The sequence below is a fragment of the Aeromonas sp. 600527 genome (assembly GCF_049175415.1).
Classification (GTDB): domain Bacteria; phylum Pseudomonadota; class Gammaproteobacteria; order Enterobacterales; family Aeromonadaceae; genus Aeromonas; species Aeromonas veronii_A.
This window is the reverse complement of sequence record NZ_JAAKVA010000015.1, coordinates 21,653-38,279: the sequence shown is the minus strand read 5'-3', so window position 1 is coordinate 38,279 and position 16,627 is coordinate 21,653. Positions and strand designations below refer to the sequence as shown.

Below are 16,627 nucleotides of genomic sequence, written 5' to 3'. Positions count from 1 at the left end.
AGGGAGGCGCTCGTCAGGAAAATTTCGGGAAGAGATGGAAAGGGAGGCGTCAGCCTCCCTTGGTGCTATCAAGTGACCAGCTGGATCACTTGGTTTTCGGCGCGACTTTGACGGCAGGGGTCTTGGCGTGGGTGGCTTTATGGTGTTTTTTCACCACCTTGGTCTGGGTCGCCTGCGGTGTGGCTGTCTTGGTCGGGGTGGCCGCCATGGTGAAACCGGAAGTGAGGGCGAAAACGGCTGCCAGGGTCAGAGGAATGATCTTTTTCATGTTCAATTTCCTTATTCGGTTTGATGTTATGGAGCGTTCTCCATGACAGTCATCCTATGACGGTTGCGGCGACCCTTCAGTGAGCACTTGGTGACGGTTTGTATCCAAATGTACAGGCAGGGTGAGGCAGAAGCGGGCGCCGTGGTCACTGGCCAGCAACGCCACATCCCCCCCGTGATGACGGGCAATGCTGCGCACGATTGCCAGTCCCAACCCGGTGCCGCCGGTGCGACGATCCCGGCTCTGATCAAGGCGCACGAATGGTTCGAAGATCTGGGGCGCCAGCGCCGGATTGATCCCCGGTCCATCGTCGCTCACCTCCAGCAGATAGTTCTCCTGCAGCCGCGAGATGGAGAGGGTAACCTCGCTCTCGGCGTAGCGCAGGGCATTGCCGATGAGGTTCTCCACCGCGCGCGTCAGCAGACGCTGATCGCCGCACCAGGGCATGTGACGTGGCGGCAGATCGAGGGTGAGCTTCTTTTCGGGGGCCAGCGCTTGCCAGTCGCCGAGATGCGCTTGTGCCCAGTTGCTGAGCTCCAGCTCGTCGCGCTGCAACGGCAGTTCGGGTCTATCCAGCTTGGCGTAGGTGAGCATCTCTTCGATCAGGGCGTCCAGCGCTCCCAGATCTCGCTCCAGCGCCTGCTGCTCCTGCTCGGCCGGGGCAGGATCGAGCATGGCAAGCCGATAGCGCAACCGGACCAGCGGGGTGCGCAACTCGTGGGCGATGGCATCGGTCAGTTGCTTGCGGCTGGCAATCATGGCCTGCAATTGGGTCGCCATTTGATCGAAGGTGTGTCCCACCCGGGCCAGACTGCTGCCCGGTGGCAGATTGGTTCGGCAGGAGAGATCCCCATCGCCTACGCGACGTGCGGTTTGCTCCAACTGTTGCAAGCCGCGCCAGTGGGGACGCAGCCACAGAAGGATGGGCAGGCCGAGAGAGAGGCCGATCACCAGCAGCAGCCCCACATCGACCCAGTGCAGCTCGTGCAGGTAGGAGAGGTAGGGTACAGGGCCGACAATCAGCACCCGGTCGGTATCGGGGATGCGCTGCAGGAAGGTGTCATCTTCCTCGACGATGACAATGTTGCCAGCAGCCAGAAAGGCCTGATCCTCGCTGGCCAAGGGCTGGCGCACCAGCTCGCCGATCTTGAGGGGGAGGGTAAACTGACTGCTCTGCTCGGCCAGTCGATCGGGCCAGCGCTCTGGCGGGGTTCTTGCCAACTCGCCGGTTAACAGGCCAAGAGAGCCCTGCATCATGCGTTCGAGATAGCGATCACCCGCCCGTTCGGCGGTCACCTGATAGACCACGCCAACCAGCAGGACGGCCAGGGTGAAGCAGCCGATCAGCAACAGATAGAATTGGATAAAGAGACGGCGCATGGCGGTGCTCCCGAAAGAGGGTTATTCCCAGGCGTGGGGGACGAAGAGGTAGCCTTTCTGGCGCACCGTCTTGATCCGGGTCGGGTTGTCGGGGTTATCACCCAGTTTGCGGCGCAGGCGGGAGATGGCCACATCCATGCTGCGATCCTGACCGTCGTACTCCCGGCCGCGCAAGCTGCGAAAGAGGGCTTCCCGACTCAAGATTTGGCCCGCGTGGCAGGCGAGCTCCCACAGCAGATCAAAGTCGGCGGTCGAGAGGGCAATGCTCTCGCCATCGAGCCGCACATCTCGTCCCGGACCATCCACCCGCAGCCGACCAAATTGCAGCTGCTGGGGAACGCTGCTGGTGGCTGCCGGTTGGGTTGGTGTTTGCTGGTGCTGGCGAAATTGCACCCGAAGTCGGGCCAGCAGCACCGGCGGTGGTGTCGTTTTGAGGATGTAGTCGTTGGCGCCCAGCTCCAGACTCAGGATCTGGTTCATGTCGCTATCCAGCGAGGTGAGCATTACGATGGGGCCGTCGAAGCGTGGCCGAAGATTCCGACAGAGGGACATGCCATCTTGCCCCGGCAACATGATATCGAGCAGCACCAGATCGGGCTGTTCGGCCTCGATCCGGGCCAGCGCCATGTCCCCTCTGGGCTCAAGGATCACGTCCATATCGTGGCGGCCGAGCCAGCTGCTGATGAGCTGGCCAATCTCGGGATCATCTTCGACAAAAAGAATGCGTTGCATAGAAAAGCTCCAACGGGAAGCAGGAGAGAGGAAGAGCGATCAGCATATCAATGGCGCTTGGGAAATACAGAAAAAGAACCGGGCAGGCTGGTGCGTGGGGGAGTGTGGCTGTGTGTATCGATGGGGAGGCGCGAATCGTGACAAATGGGCATAGCCGCGTTTATCGGTCTGGAGGATGGCCTTGTAGACAAGGCATGGCACAGCCGAGCGCAAAACAAAAAACCGGCCAAGGCCGGTTTTTCGCGGAGCAGACCAGAATGTCACTGCACCAAGTCGATGGACATCACCTTGCGGCGATTATCGACAGAATAATGGGGTGGCTGATGGGGCTCGAACCCACGACAACCGGAATCACAATCCGGGACTCTACCAACTGAGCTACAGCCACCACTGAAATTTTCATCAACACTCGCCAATCCAGAAGAATAAGGAGAGCATCAATGGCGCGCCCTGCAGGATTCGAACCTGCGACCCACGGCTTAGAAGGCCGTTGCTCTATCCAACTGAGCTAAGGGCGCTTTGTATCAACACGTCTTGACGACAAGTTGATGAACATGGTCGGTGATAAAGGATTCGAACCTTTGACCCTCTGGTCCCAAACCAGATGCGCTACCGGGCTGCGCTAATCACCGAAAATCCCTGACCAGCATATCGACATGAGTCGTACTGGGCAACGGGCGGGCATCATAGCCAAGCGTAAGGGCCAGCGTCAACGACTTTTTCCCCCAGTAAATTCAAGTGCCTACTTATTGCCCGCTACAGGTATGGCGTGCGTCTGCCGCTAACATCCCGGCTAAAAAAATGCGACAATGCGCGGCAGTTGAACACATGGTGAGTGGAGAACGATGTCTGCCAAAATCATAGATGGAAAACAGGTTGCGCAAACGATTCGCAGCCAGGTCGCGGCGCAAGTCCAACAGCGGTTGGCGGCAGGGAAACGGGCTCCAGGGCTGGCAGTCATTCTGGTGGGGGCGGATCCCGCCTCTCAGGTTTATGTCGGCAGCAAACGTCGGGCGTGCGAGGAGGTGGGTTTTCTCTCCCGCTCCTATGATCTGAGTGCAACCGCCAGTCAGGAAGAGCTGCTGGCGCTGATCGACCAGTTGAATGCGGATAGCCACGTAGATGGCATTCTGGTTCAGCTGCCGTTGCCGGATCACTTTGATACCACTCAGGTGTTGGAGCGGATCCAGCCTGACAAGGATGTAGATGGATTCCACCCGTATAACGTCGGCCGTCTGGCCCAACGTATTCCGGCGCTGCGCCCCTGCACTCCGAAAGGGATCATGACGCTGATCGAGACCACCGGCGTGAAGACGCACGGTCTGCATGCTGTCGTGGTGGGAGCGTCCAACATAGTGGGGCGTCCCATGACCCTCGAATTGTTGCTGGCGGGCTGCACAACCACGACCTGCCATCGTTTTACGCGGGATCTGGAAGAGCAGGTACGCCGTGCCGATCTGTTGGTTGTTGCGGTTGGCAAGCCCAACTTCATTCCTGGGGAGTGGATCAAACCGGGGGCACTGGTGATCGATGTGGGCATCAACCGTCTGGCTGATGGCTCGCTGGTCGGGGATGTAGAGTTTGAGACGGCGCGCAGCCATGCCGCCTTCATTACCCCGGTACCCGGTGGCGTGGGCCCGATGACGGTCGCCAGCCTGATGGAAAATACCCTGATCGCCTGTAGTGAATATCACGACTGATCATGGCTGGTGATAACCCTGTGATCCCGTGAGGAGGCAGGATTCGCCAGAAATCTGACAATAAAAAACCGGTTGCTCAGAGAGGAACCGGTTTTTTATTTATCCAACGGGCGTTATTTACATATTTTGTGCTTCGTTTGGCACAATCACAGAGGCGTGATTTCCTTTCGGCCCCTGTTGCAGTTCAAAATTGACAGCCTGACCCGCTTTCAGGGTCTTGTAGCCCTCCATTTGAATCGTGGAGTAGTGAGCGAAGATATCCTCACCGCCCCCTTCCGGACAGATAAACCCAAATCCTTTTGCGTTGTTAAACCACTTAACTGTGCCGGTTGCCATACTTCTACATCCTTTTATTGATTACCCAGAAGTCGTTGAGTAACCTGCGCCAGCCCTTTATAACTAGGGACATGGGCCCATAGCAGACGGGCACAGATTAGCAAGTAACCAATCTAGTCTAACTTTTGAGCGAGTCAAGAAGTTGTTAACAGCTGATGTGATCTGGTTAACAAGTCTATTGACAACCTTGTGTTAGACGGTAGTAATCTAGAGGTACCGAAGCGCGATTATGAGCAAGCAGAAAGAACTCTTTGCTAATGAAGAGATTGCAGAAGCAGAGAAAACAAAGCTGCAGCCGCCACCCATGTATAAGGTTGTGTTGAACAACGATGACTACACGCCCATGGAGTTTGTGGTGGAGGTGCTGCAAAAGTTCTTTGGTATGGATTTGGACAAGGCGACTCAGGTCATGCTGAGTGTGCATTATAGTGGTAAGGGTGTCTGCGGCATGTTTACCGCAGAGATCGCCGAAACCAAGGTTGTCCAAGTCAACACCTATGCACGTAACAACGAACATCCACTGCTCTGTACTATGGAAAAGGCTTGAATCTGATGACTTGATGGCGAGTGTGACACCACATTGTAGCTGTACTAGGGGAGGTGCCTATGTTGAATAAAGATCTAGAAAAGACGCTGAACGAGGCTTTCAAACTGGCCCGTGACGAGCGCCACGAATTCATGACCGTCGAGCACCTGTTGTTAGCCCTTCTGGATAACAGTTCAGCCCATGAGGCGCTGAGCTCCTGTGGTGCCGATGTCGAGCAGATGCGCAAGGAGATCCGCGCATTCATCACCCAAACTACTCCGCTCATACCGCGCGATGATGAAGATCGTGAAACCCAGCCGACACTGGGCTTCCAGCGCGTGTTGCAGCGTGCCGTCTTCCATGTGCAATCCTCCGGCAATACCGAAGTCAGCGGCGCCAACGTGCTGGTCGCTATCTTCAGTGAGCAGGAGTCACAAGCTGCCTATTTCCTGAAAAAAGCCGAGATCAGCCGTCTCGACGTCGTCAATTTCCTCTCCCACGGTGTGCGCAAGGACAGCAAGCCGGATCTCGGCAGCAATAACAATCCCGAGTCTGATGATGATGTCTCGGCCGCACAGATTGAGAGCTTTGCCACCAACCTGAACCAGCTGGTGCTGGAAGGGCGTATCGATCCGCTCATCGGCCGTGATCAGGAGCTCAATCGTACCATTCAGGTGCTCTGCCGCCGTCGCAAGAACAACCCGTTGCTGGTGGGTGAAGCGGGCGTGGGGAAAACAGCCATTGCCGAAGGGCTGGCCTATCGCATCGTCAAGGGTGATGTCCCCGAGGTGATTGCGGGCAGTACCATCTATTCGCTGGATATGGGTTCTCTGCTGGCGGGCACCAAATACCGCGGTGATTTCGAGAAGCGCCTCAAGGTTCTGCTCAAGCAGATTGAGCGTCAGGAAGGGGCGATCCTCTTTATCGACGAGATCCATACCATCATCGGTGCCGGTGCTGCTTCCGGTGGTCAGCTGGATGCGGCCAACCTGATCAAGCCGCTGCTCTCCAATGGTTTGCTCCGCTGTGTCGGCTCCACCACCTATCAGGAGTACGCACAGATTTTCGAGAAAGACCGTGCACTAGCCCGTCGCTTCCAGAAGATCGATATTGTCGAGCCAACTATCGATGACACGACCCGTATCCTGATGGGGCTCAAGAGCCGCTACGAGGCTCACCATGGAGTACGCTACACCGTCAAGGCAATCCGTGCCGCGGTGGAGTTATCCGCCAAGTACATCAACGATCGTCACTTGCCAGATAAGGCGATTGATGTGATTGATGAGGCAGGGGCTGGCCAGCGATTGTTGCCGGCGAGCAAGCGCAAGAAAGTGATCAATGTGCAGGAGATAGAAACCATCGTTGCCAAGATTGCCCGTATTCCGGAAAAATCGGTCTCCTCCTCCGATAAAGAGGTGCTTAAGAATCTGGAGCGCAACCTCAAGATGGTGGTCTTTGGTCAGGACAAGGCCATTGAGGTGCTGACGGATGCTATTCGCCTCTCACGCTCAGGTTTGGGTAATGAGCGTCGTCCAGTTGGTTGCTTCCTGTTTGCCGGTCCCACCGGTGTCGGTAAAACAGAGGTAACTCAGCAGTTGGGCAAGGCGTTGGGAGTCGAGGTGTTGCGCTTTGATATGTCCGAGTATATGGAGCGCCACACCGTTTCTCGTCTGATCGGGGCACCTCCCGGTTATGTTGGCTTTGAACAGGGCGGTTTGCTGACTGATTCGGTGATCAAGCATCCTCACTCGGTGGTGTTGCTCGACGAGATTGAGAAGGCACATCCGGATGTGTTCAACCTGCTGTTGCAGGTGATGGACAACGGTACCTTGACCGATAACAACGGGCGTAAGGCGGATTTCCGTAACGTCATCTTGGTGATGACTACCAACGCCGGTGTGCAGGAGACCCAGCGTAAATCGATTGGCTTCCAGCAACAGGATTTGAGCCACGATGCCATGGCGGTGATCAACAAGACCTTCAGCCCGGAGTTTCGTAACAGGCTTGATCACACCATCTGGTTCAACCATCTCGATATGACGGTGATTCATCAGGTTGTCGACAAGTTCATTGTCGAGTTGCAGGTTCAACTGGATGCTAAAGGGGTCTCTCTCGAGGTGTCCGAGCGTGCTCGCCACTGGTTGGCAGAGAAGGGATATGACAGAGCCATGGGCGCCAGACCGATGGGTCGGGTGATCCAGGAGCACCTCAAGAAACCCCTGGCCAACGAGATCCTGTTCGGTTCACTGGTTGACGGGGGAATTGTGAAGGTTGAGTTGGTAAATGACAGCCTCAGCTTTGATTTTCAGGTCAATGTTGAAGCTGTTTCCCACTAAGCGTCAGCGATCAGAAAACGACAAAAAACCCCAACCGAAAGGTTGGGGTTTTTTGCTGAATTCCTGGCTTAGCGAGAGCGGAAAACAATACGTCCCTTGGAGAGATCGTAGGGAGTCAGTGCTACCGTTACTTTGTCTCCAGTCAGGATACGAATGTAGTTTTTGCGCATCTTGCCTGAAATATGAGCGATAACCACGTGACCATTCTCCAGTTCCACACGGAACATGGTATTGGGCAGGGTTTCGAGAATAGTGCCCTGCATCTCAATACTGTCTTCTTTAGCCATTGAATCCTCTTGATAAGCCACAACAAAAAACCGCTGGATCATGCCGGATTTAAGGCTATGTGTAAAGTTTACTCGGGCTTGCTATCGATATTTTTCCATTCTCCATGGATGAGAACCTCGTGAGGGAGGTAATTGCGCTTGTAATTCATCTTGCGGCACTCCTCTACCAGATAGCCGAGATAGAGCCAGCTTCGCCCGGTTCTCCTGGCCAGATCAAGTTGGCTCAATATGGCAAAGGTCCCCAGAGAGCGGTCGGCATAATCGGGGTCAAAAAAGGTATACATGGCGCTGAGTGAGTGGGGTAGCAGGTCTGTGGTGGCGACACCGATCAGGCGTCCCTCCTTGCGCATCTCCAAGTATAGCGGCGGCATCCAGTCACAATGGAGAAACCCGCGATACTGGCTGCGGTTGGGGGGATACATGCTGCCATCGTGATGGCGTTCGCAGATATAGCGTTCGTAGAGCAGGTAATACTCGGGCTTGTCATCGTAGCTCAGGACAATCTCGATATCTTTGTTAAGCTGGCGGATCCGTTTCTGGCCGCGGCTGGGGCGAAAGCGCTCGCTGTGAATACGAAGGGACTGGCAGGCATGGCACGCCGGGCAGTGGGGGCGATAGATGTCGTTGCCACTGCGGCGAAAACCGGCAGTCAACAATCGCTCGTAACCGTTGGCGTTGAGCAGATTGTGATCCATCAGCACCAGCAACTGCTCCTGTTCATGGTCCAGATAACTGCAGGGATGCTTGGGAGTCAGCCCTACTTTTAGGATCACTTCTTCAGTCATAGGCTGATTTCCCCCTCTTGCCAGCAGGAAGCCAATAGTGGTTGATGGCCAAGGCGTGCCAGTTCGGCCAGAAAACGGGCCCTTGGCCACTCCTCGATACCCAGGGTCGCCAGAAACGGGTTTTGCATCTGGCAATCGATGAGGGCGCCGCGATGGCGGGCGAAGTGGCGACAGAGTGCCACCATGGCAAGTTTGGCGCCGTTATCAATCCGGCTGAACATGGATTCACCGCAAAACAGTCGGCCGATAGATAGGCCATACAGTCCCGCTTGCAGCTCTCCCTCCTGCCAGATCTCGATAGAGTGGGCATGACCCAGCCGGTGCAACTGCTGGTAGGCCTCGATCATGGGTTGGCTGATCCAGGTGCCATCGGCAGTGCGACGAGGGGCGGCGCAGGCGGTAATGACTTCATTAAAGGCGCGATTGACGGAAATATCGAATGGGGTACGGCGGATAATCTTCTGCAGTGTCCGCCCCACATGGAGTTGGTCGGGACGGATCACCCCGCGGGGATCCGGTGACCACCACAGGGTCGGTTGGTGGGGTTCATTCCACGGGAAGATCCCCTTGTGGTAAGCTGCCAGCAATCTGGCAGGGGAGAGATCCCCGCCGATCGCCAGCAAGCCGTTGGGCTCTTCCAGCGCATGGCTGGGGTCGGGAAACCAGCAAAGCTCATCATCCAGTTGGGTAAGATAGCGAGACATAAGGCAACGAGGTTCATAGATGAAGGCCATTATCCTGATAGTATCCAGCTTGCTCTGCTTTGTCACGGCGCCCGCCGGGGCGGAGGTCTACCAGCGCAATACCGCGCGGCCGGTCAATCAGGTGGTGTTTGGTCAGGTCGAAACGGTGCGTAATATTACCCAGCGCCAGATCCTGGAGTCCGAGCACTCTGGCTGGAAGACGCTGGGTGGTGCCGTGTTGGGCGGTCTGCTGGGCAACCAGTTTGGCGGCGGTCATGGCCGTGAAATCGCCACCGCCGTCGGCGCGCTCGCAGGTGCTGCAGCTGCGCAGCAATACCAGTCCGGGGGAACCGTGGTGGAAAACAAGTTGGTGGAGCTGCTGATCCGCAACGAGCAAAATGCCCTTATCAACGTGATCCAGGATTATGATCCCGCCATGGTCTTTGCCAATGGGGACAAGGTGCGCATTCTCTATTTCGATGATGGGGTGCGGGTCGACAAGACTTACTGACTTTCGATAGTCATGATGATGGGGGATTGTGGCAGGAAAGAAACCCGCAGACTCTCCTGCTGGAAAGTCTGTCGGGCGGTAATACACGGGACTGATGCCCTGAGGGTTCAGATAGCTGTCTCTTGAGAGACTATCTTGTCGCGGCCGGTGTTCTTTGCCTGATAGAGCAGCCGATCCGCTACGCTCAGCGCCTCGTCCATGGATATCCGCCCGACGCTGATCACGCCGTAACTGGCGCGAACGAAGAGCGGGGTTTCCGGTGACAAGGGTTGCTGGCGCAGCTGCTGACGCAGCCCTTCAAGACGCTTGATCAACACGGGGACGGTACAGTGGGGTACCATCATGGCAAATTCCTCTCCGCCAAACCGTGCGATCATGGCATCGGGGAAGAACTGGGTCAGCTGGCGGGTCAGATGGCAGAGCAGCTGATCGCCGATGGCATGGCCCCAGTGATCGTTGACCTGCTTGAAGTGATCCACATCGAGCACACAGAGTGCGAGAGGCGTCTGCTGATGCAGATGTTCTTCAAACCATTTTTGCCCTTCATTGAACCAGTAGCGACGGTTGTAAAGACCGGTCAGATAGTCACGATTGGCTGACTCCTGAATGCTGTTGAACTGCTCGAGCGCCTCCAGATTGTGGCTGACCCGACACTGCAGCTCTTCCGGCTCGAAAGGCTGGTTGAGAAAGTCGTTGGCGCCCTGCTTGAGGTAGCGAGCAGAGAGACCGCGTTTGTCCGAGACCGAGATCCCGATAATCGCCAGCTGCTGCTTGCTGTAACGCTCTCTCAGCATGCGCACCAGACTGATGCCATCAATATCCGGCATGTAGTAGTCGACCAGTGCCAGCCGGATGCCCGGGTGTTGCTCCAGTATCGCCATCGCTTCACTGGCATGACTTGCCTCATGCACCTGCAACAGCTGTTTGCGCAACTGAGCCATGGTGCGGTGACGGGAGGTGCGTGAATCATCGACCACCAGCACTTCGATGGACTGGTTGAGATAGAGACGGTGCACCAGACTGACGGCATATTGCAGCGAGTGGCGTGAATCCTTCATCACATAGTCCAGCACGCCGGTTTCCAGCCAGGCGGCACGTTTATCCTCACTGATGTCGGCAGTGAGGATCACAACCGGCAATCCGCGAGCCAGCAGCTCGTTGACCGCTTCTCCACGGGGCGCATCCGGCAAGGTCAAGTCCACCAGCGCGACCACATACTCCTCGCCCTGACAGTGACGGGCGCCTTCCAGGGTATCGAAGGCGTCAATCTCGAGGCCAGTTTGCTGGGCAATGGCCTGAGTCAGCATACGCCGAATGGTCAGGCTATCTTCGACAATCAATATCTTCTGTTTCATTAGACTCCTTAAATGAAAAAAGGCATACCGACTGGTATGCCTTATATCACAACTGCGCTTGTTTATTGCGCGTCGAGGTAGCGTTCGGCATCGAGGGCTGCCATGCAGCCGGTACCGGCCGAGGTGATCGCCTGACGGTAGTTGTGGTCGGCCACGTCGCCGGCAGCGAAGACACCTTCAATACTGGTCTGGGTGGCAAAACCGTCGAGACCGCCACGTACCTTCAGATAGCCGTTTTGCATCTCCAGCTGGCCATCGAAGATCTGGGTATTGGGCTGATGGCCGATGGCAATGAAGACGCCCATCAGCGGTAGCTCGCTGGTGCTGTTGTCCTGGGTGTTGCGCAGGCGCACACCAGTGACCCCCATCTGATCGCCCAGCACTTCGTCCAGAGTCTGGTGGGTGTGCAGCACGATGTTGCCGCTTTCGACCTTGTCGTGCAGACGCTTGATCAGGATCTTCTCTGCACGAAACTCGTCGCGGCGGTGGATGAGGTGCACCTTTTTGGCGATGTTGGCCAGATACAAGGCTTCTTCCACGGCGGTGTTGCCGCCGCCGATCACGGCCACTTCCTGATTGCGGTAGAAGAAACCGTCACAGGTGGCACAGGCGGAGACGCCGCGACCCTTGAAGGCCTCTTCGGAGGGCAGGCCCAGATACTTGGCGGAGGCGCCGGTCGCGATGATCAGGGCATCGCAGGTGTATTCGCCGTTGTCGCCCTTGAGGCGGAACGGGCGCTGTGTCAGTTCGACACTGTTGATATGATCAAACAGGATGCGGGTATCGAACTTCTCTGCATGGGCTTTCATGCGTTCCATCAGCGCTGGGCCGGTCAGACCTTCCGGATCACCCGGCCAGTTCTCCACTTCGGTAGTGGTGGTCAGCTGACCCCCTTGCTGCATGCCGGTGATGAGCAGGGGATTGAGGTTGGCGCGGGCGGCGTAGACGGCCGCGGTGTAACCGGCCGGGCCTGACCCTAAGATCAGCAATTTGCTGTGAGTGACTTGGCTCATGATGTCATTTCCGGGATGTGATGAGTTTGCGCGATTGTAGGTAATTCGTGATCCGGGGTCAAAGGCTGGTGAGTCGATTGCACTAATCGTGTTCACAAGGGGTGACATGCAAAATAAAGGGATAAAAAAAACCGCCCATCGCGGGCGGATTTTCACTCATCTTCAGTTGGCGCAGGCCAGCGCAGATCAGTTCAGCAGGGTCAGGGGATCCGTGTAGGCAAGGTCATGTGCCACGGCCACTTCTTTGCAGGTGAGCTTGCCCTCCATCACGTTGAGCCCGTGCAACAGGTGGGGATCGCTCAGCAGTGCCTGGCGATACCCTTGCTGGGCCAGCTTGATGATAAAGGGGAGGGTGGCATTGTTGAGCGCCACGGTCGAGGTGCGGGCAACGGCCCCCGGCATGTTGGCAACGCAGTAGTGCACTACCTCATCGACGATAAATGTCGGATCTTCATGGGTGGTGGCGTGGGAGGTTTCCACACAGCCACCCTGATCGATGGCCACATCGACAATGGCAGAACCCGGCTTCATGCGCGCAATGTGGTCACGGCTGACAAGTTTTGGCGCAGTGGCACCCGGTACCAGCACGCCACCGATGACCAGATCGGCCGCTAGCAGATGGCGTTCCAGTGTTTCGCTATTGGAGTAGACCACCTTGGCGGCCCCCTGAAACTCGTTATCAAGGCGACGCAGGGTATCGACGTTGTTGTCGAGGATGGTCACATCTGCGCGCATACCGATGGCCATGCGCGCTGCATTAGAGCCTACTACGCCACCGCCGATGATCACCACCTTGGCCGGTTCGACACCGGGTACCCCGCCGAGCAACACCCCACTCCCGCCACGCGATTTTTCAAGCGCCTGGGCACCCGCCTGAATAGACATGCGTCCGGCCACTTCTGACATGGGAGCCAGCAGGGGGAGGCCACCACGGCCGTCGGTGACGGTCTCATAGGCGATGCAGATGGCACCGCTTTTCAGCAGGGCTTCGGTCTGGGGCAAATCTGGCGCCAGATGCAGATAGGTGAACAGGGTTTGACCCGGACGCAACATGGCACACTCGACAGGCTGAGGCTCCTTGACCTTGACGATCATCTCGGCTTTGGCGAAAACCTCTGCTGCAGAGGCCAAAATTTCGGCTCCGGCAGCGGTATAATCTGCATCGCTAAAGCCAATGCCGTTTCCGGCACCGCTTTGGACGAAAACAGTATGGTTTCGTGCTGTCAGTTCACGTACACTGGCCGGAACCATGCCTACGCGATACTCATGGTTTTTTATCTCTTTAGGTACACCGATAATCATGCTATCCCTCGTCTATCGATTGGTGGTTTATGTTGCCAAAATGTTAACCAACATTTGCGCCTAGTATATTCAGGTATTGACAGGATTTGTGACCATAATTATAAAATGAATGGTGATTCTTACCAAAAAATAGCCAAAGGATGGAATTAAATGATGGAAGCTAAGAGTCGGCTAAAGGATTTGGACAGGATTGACCGCAACATTCTCAATGAACTGCAAAAGGATGGCAGGATCTCGAATGTTGAGTTGTCCAAACGAGTTGGCCTGAGTCCCACACCGTGTCTGGAACGGGTTCGTCGCCTCGAGCGACAAGGGTATATCGAAGGGTATGCTGCGATTCTGAACCCTCATTATCTGGATGCGTCGCTGCTAGTTTTTGTAGAAATTACCCTCAACCGCGGTGCTCCCGATGTGTTTGAACAGTTCAACAAGGCTGTTCAAGTGCTCGAAGAGATCCAGGAGTGCCATCTGGTCTCGGGTGATTTTGACTATCTGCTCAAGACCCGGGTAAGCGACATGTCAGCTTATCGTCGCTTGCTGGGGGAGACCCTTTTGCGTCTGCCTGGGGTGAATGACACCCGCACCTACGTGGTGATGGAAGAGGTCAAGCAGAGCAGCCGTCTGGTGATCAGTACCCGATAACGCAGATTATGCCGTGGTATCTTTTCCATACGAGACACCATGACTGTCAGAAACGAGCGGCCAGTCCGCTCGTTTCTTCTTGTAAAGAAGAGTGCAAATTTGGCCCCGCCCCAGCAGACACAGGCTGACAATCGATGGGCTTTTCAGGGATACTGGGCCCCCTATTTTCCTGCATTATATGTTTTCAGAAAGGAGCCGGAGTTTGGCCGATAAAAAGCTGTTTACTCCTTTATCAGGTATACAACGGATCTTCGAAGCCGTTTTGATCGCCATCACCCTGATGGCTGCTTATCTTCTGCTCGCCCTGTTGTCCTATCATCCCGCCGATCCCGGCTGGTCCCAGACCTCCTGGCAAGGGGAGGTCAAGAACCTCGCCGGTAGTGCCGGGGCCTGGCTCGCCGATATCACTATGTTTACCTTTGGTGCCTTCTCCTATCTGGTTCCACCACTGGTGGTTCTGCTGGGCTGGAGCCTCTTCTGGCGCCCGAGCCGCCTGCTTGATGTGGATTACCTCACCCTGGGGGTACGGATCATTGGCTTTATCCTGACCGTGCTCGGCATGTCGGCCATTGCCAGCATGAACTTCAACGATATGCAGAACTTCTCCGCCGGAGGTCTGGTGGGGGATGTGATCGCTTCTGCAGTGGTGCCGCTGTTTGGCGGCGTCGGTGCCAACCTGATGCTGCTCTGCTTCGTGGCAACCGGCATCACCCTGTTTACCGGCTGGTCCTGGCTCACCATCGTGGAGCAGATCGGCGCGGCCTGTACCGGTTCGGTCAGCGCTGTTTACCACTTCCCGACCACCCTAGGCCGCTGGCTCACCGGTGGCTGGCGTCAACCCCGCAACGAGGGGCCGGATCCCTTGCTGGAAGGCGGGGTAGGGGCCATCGCGTTTGATGACGAGGAAGATGAGCCGCACACCAGCTGGACTCGCAAGCCCAAGGCCAAGAACCAGAAGGCTGCCGCCGAAGAGTGGCTGCCGGAACTCGACGACGATACCTTCGAGTTCGATCCCAAGTTTGATGATGAAGATGATGAGCCAGCTCCGGCTGCCAAACCGAAACGTGCGGTGTCGACTGCCAATGGGCGTCGTCAGCCGGTATTGGCTGTGGCCGATGACGATGATGATGACGATCTGGATCTGCCGTGGGCCGAAGGGGACGACGAGGTCGCCGCACCTGTTGCAGTCGCACCGACCAAGCCCAAGCGTCGTCCGCAATCTACGCTGCCGCCGTTGCCGAGTATCGAGCTGCTCGACCGTCCACCGGCCAAGACCCAGATGATGAGCAAGGATGAGCTGGAGCGTATGGGCCGTCTGGTGGAAGCCAAACTTGCCGACTACAACGTGCAGGCCAAGGTGGTCGGTGTCTATCCGGGCCCTGTCATCACCCGTTTCGAGCTTGATCTGGCGCCGGGCATGAAGGCGAGCAAGATCACCAATCTCTCGCGCGATCTGGCCCGCTCTCTGTCGGCCAGCAGCGTGCGGGTGGTCGAGGTGATCCCGGGCAAGACCTATGTCGGCATTGAGCTGCCCAACCGGGTGCGCCAGACCGTTTACTTGCGCGAAACCCTCGACTGCGATGCGTTCCGCGATAGCCGCAACCCGCTCACTATGGGCCTGGGTCAGGACATCGCCGGTGAGCCGGTGGTGGTGAACCTGGCCAAGATGCCGCACCTGCTGGTGGCCGGTACTACGGGGTCCGGTAAGTCGGTAGGGGTCAACACCATGATCATCTCGATGCTCTACAAGTCGACGCCGGACGACCTGCGCTTCATCATGATCGACCCCAAGATGCTGGAACTCTCGGTTTACGAAGGGATCCCCCATCTGCTGACCGAGGTGGTGACCGACATGAAGGACGCCGCCAACGCCCTGCGCTGGTGTGTGGGCGAGATGGAACGCCGTTACAAGCTGATGTCGGCAGTCGGGGTGCGCAACCTCAAGGGCTACAACGACAAGGTATTGGCCGCCATCGAGGAGGGGGAACCCCTGCTGGATCCGTTGTGGCGACCGGGTGACTCCATGGATCAGATGCCACCGGAGCTGGAGAAACTGCCCCACATCGTGGTGGTGGTGGATGAATTTGCCGACATGATGATGATCGTCGGCAAGAAGGTGGAAGAGCTGATCGCCCGTATCGCCCAGAAGGCGCGGGCCGCCGGTATTCACCTCATTCTGGCGACCCAGCGTCCGTCGGTGGATGTCATTACCGGTCTTATCAAGGCCAACATTCCGACCCGGATCTCGTTCCAGGTATCGAGCAAGATCGACTCGCGCACCATCATCGATCAGGGCGGTGCTGAATCTCTGCTCGGCATGGGCGACATGCTCTACATGCCGGCCGGTACCTCCAACCCGACCCGGGTACACGGTGCGTTCGTCGATGACCACGAGGTACACAAGGTGGTGGCGGACTGGAAACTGCGTGGCGAGCCGAACTACATCGAGGAGATCCTCTCCGGCGAATCTGGTGGTGACGGCGGCAGCGGCGAATATGGCGGTAGTGACGATGAAGAGCTCGATCCCCTGTTTGACGAAGCGGTCGCCTTCGTGGTGGAGTCCCGTCGTGGTTCTACCTCCAGCGTGCAGCGCAAGTTCAAGATTGGTTACAACCGGGCGGCTCGTCTTATCGAGCAAATGGAGAATCAGGGCATCGTCAGCGCCCCGGGTGGCAATGGTCAACGCGACGTGTTGGCACCGCCGCCAGTGCGGGACTAAGACTCACCGTTTCATTCTATCCCTGGCCATGTCCTCCGCGGGCGTGGCCTTT

General features: G+C 56.9%; 16 protein-coding genes and 3 tRNA genes. 6 read left to right on the top strand and 13 right to left on the bottom strand.

The window, feature by feature from the left end:
- Nucleotides 1-85: 85 nt before the first annotated feature.
- From G5154_RS16645 to G5154_RS16620, 6 genes are all read right to left on the bottom strand, one after another.
- On the bottom strand, nt 86-268 hold the full coding sequence (locus G5154_RS16645) for a hypothetical protein (RefSeq protein WP_005337116.1): 183 nt from the start codon (nt 266-268) through the stop codon (nt 86-88).
- A 54-nt stretch (nt 269-322) separates the two neighbouring features.
- Nucleotides 323-1,648: a two-component system sensor histidine kinase RstB gene (gene rstB / locus G5154_RS16640; protein ID WP_421251419.1), complete on the bottom strand. Its 1,326-nt coding sequence runs from the start codon at nt 1,646-1,648 to the stop codon at nt 323-325.
- A gap of 21 nt (nt 1,649-1,669) precedes the next feature.
- Nucleotides 1,670-2,380 carry a two-component system response regulator RstA gene (rstA, locus tag G5154_RS16635; RefSeq protein WP_421251418.1) on the bottom strand — a complete coding sequence of 237 codons (711 nt, stop codon included), beginning with the start codon at nt 2,378-2,380 and terminating at the stop codon, nt 1,670-1,672.
- A gap of 312 nt (nt 2,381-2,692) precedes the next feature.
- Nucleotides 2,693-2,768 (bottom strand) — tRNA-His (locus tag G5154_RS16630).
- Between the two features lie 53 nt (nt 2,769-2,821).
- A tRNA-Arg gene (locus G5154_RS16625) sits at nt 2,822-2,898 on the bottom strand.
- A 37-nt stretch (nt 2,899-2,935) separates the two neighbouring features.
- A tRNA-Pro gene (locus tag G5154_RS16620) sits at nt 2,936-3,012 on the bottom strand.
- 213 nt (nt 3,013-3,225) lie between these two features.
- Here G5154_RS16620 and folD point away from each other — a divergent pair.
- On the top strand, nt 3,226-4,080 hold the full coding sequence (folD, locus tag G5154_RS16615) for a bifunctional methylenetetrahydrofolate dehydrogenase/methenyltetrahydrofolate cyclohydrolase FolD (protein ID WP_064338144.1): 855 nt from the start codon (nt 3,226-3,228) through the stop codon (nt 4,078-4,080).
- A gap of 117 nt (nt 4,081-4,197) precedes the next feature.
- Here the strand turns inward: folD and cspD are convergent, their stop codons facing one another.
- Nucleotides 4,198-4,416, bottom strand: coding sequence for a cold shock-like protein CspD (gene cspD / locus G5154_RS16610; RefSeq protein WP_005300025.1), 219 nt, complete (start codon nt 4,414-4,416; stop codon nt 4,198-4,200).
- 229 nt (nt 4,417-4,645) lie between these two features.
- Between cspD and clpS the strand changes: the two genes are divergently transcribed.
- Together clpS and clpA are read left to right on the top strand one after the other, a co-directional pair.
- Entirely contained in the window at nt 4,646-4,963 is a 318-nt protein-coding gene (gene clpS, locus G5154_RS16605) for an ATP-dependent Clp protease adapter ClpS (protein WP_005337111.1), read from the top strand.
- A 59-nt stretch (nt 4,964-5,022) separates the two neighbouring features.
- Nucleotides 5,023-7,278: an ATP-dependent Clp protease ATP-binding subunit ClpA gene (gene clpA, locus G5154_RS16600; protein ID WP_216978969.1), complete on the top strand. Its 2,256-nt coding sequence runs from the start codon at nt 5,023-5,025 to the stop codon at nt 7,276-7,278.
- A gap of 68 nt (nt 7,279-7,346) precedes the next feature.
- On the opposite strand, the gene infA is transcribed toward clpA, so the two are convergent.
- From infA to aat, 3 genes are all read right to left on the bottom strand, one after another.
- Nucleotides 7,347-7,565, bottom strand: coding sequence for a translation initiation factor IF-1 (gene infA, locus G5154_RS16595; RefSeq protein ID WP_005300033.1), 219 nt, complete (start codon nt 7,563-7,565; stop codon nt 7,347-7,349).
- Nucleotides 7,566-7,633: 68 nt separating this feature from the next.
- Nucleotides 7,634-8,350 carry an arginyltransferase gene (locus G5154_RS16590; RefSeq protein WP_421251417.1) on the bottom strand — a complete coding sequence of 239 codons (717 nt, stop codon included), beginning with the start codon at nt 8,348-8,350 and terminating at the stop codon, nt 7,634-7,636.
- Entirely contained in the window at nt 8,347-9,054 is a 708-nt protein-coding gene (gene aat / locus G5154_RS16585; RefSeq protein ID WP_019445527.1) for a leucyl/phenylalanyl-tRNA--protein transferase, read from the bottom strand. The genes G5154_RS16590 and aat overlap by 4 nt, the downstream gene beginning before the upstream one ends.
- 19 nt (nt 9,055-9,073) lie before the next feature.
- On the opposite strand from aat, the gene G5154_RS16580 reads away from it, so the two are divergent.
- Nucleotides 9,074-9,544: a glycine zipper 2TM domain-containing protein gene (locus tag G5154_RS16580; protein ID WP_005337104.1), complete on the top strand. Its 471-nt coding sequence runs from the start codon at nt 9,074-9,076 to the stop codon at nt 9,542-9,544.
- 107 nt (nt 9,545-9,651) lie between these two features.
- Here G5154_RS16580 and G5154_RS16575 read toward each other — a convergent pair whose 3' ends face one another.
- The 3 genes from G5154_RS16575 to ald all read right to left on the bottom strand — a co-directional run bounded on the left by G5154_RS16575 (nt 9,652) and on the right by ald (nt 13,214).
- Nucleotides 9,652-10,899, bottom strand: a complete 1,248-nt coding sequence (locus G5154_RS16575) for a diguanylate cyclase domain-containing protein (protein ID WP_216978965.1) — start codon at nt 10,897-10,899, stop codon at nt 9,652-9,654.
- 62 nt (nt 10,900-10,961) lie between these two features.
- Nucleotides 10,962-11,912, bottom strand: a complete 951-nt coding sequence (gene trxB / locus G5154_RS16570) for a thioredoxin-disulfide reductase (RefSeq protein ID WP_005346409.1) — start codon at nt 11,910-11,912, stop codon at nt 10,962-10,964.
- Between the two features lie 186 nt (nt 11,913-12,098).
- On the bottom strand, nt 12,099-13,214 hold the full coding sequence (gene ald, locus G5154_RS16565; RefSeq protein WP_216978964.1) for an alanine dehydrogenase: 1,116 nt from the start codon (nt 13,212-13,214) through the stop codon (nt 12,099-12,101).
- 150 nt (nt 13,215-13,364) lie between these two features.
- Between ald and lrp the strand changes: the two genes are divergently transcribed.
- Both lrp and G5154_RS16555 read left to right on the top strand, forming a co-directional pair.
- Nucleotides 13,365-13,856, top strand: coding sequence for a leucine-responsive transcriptional regulator Lrp (gene lrp / locus G5154_RS16560; RefSeq protein ID WP_005300047.1), 492 nt, complete (start codon nt 13,365-13,367; stop codon nt 13,854-13,856).
- A 202-nt stretch (nt 13,857-14,058) separates the two neighbouring features.
- A complete protein-coding gene (locus tag G5154_RS16555) occupies nt 14,059-16,575 on the top strand; it encodes a DNA translocase FtsK 4TM domain-containing protein (RefSeq protein ID WP_421212137.1) in 2,517 nt (838 codons plus the stop codon).
- The last annotated feature ends 52 nt before the right edge of the window (nt 16,576-16,627 follow it).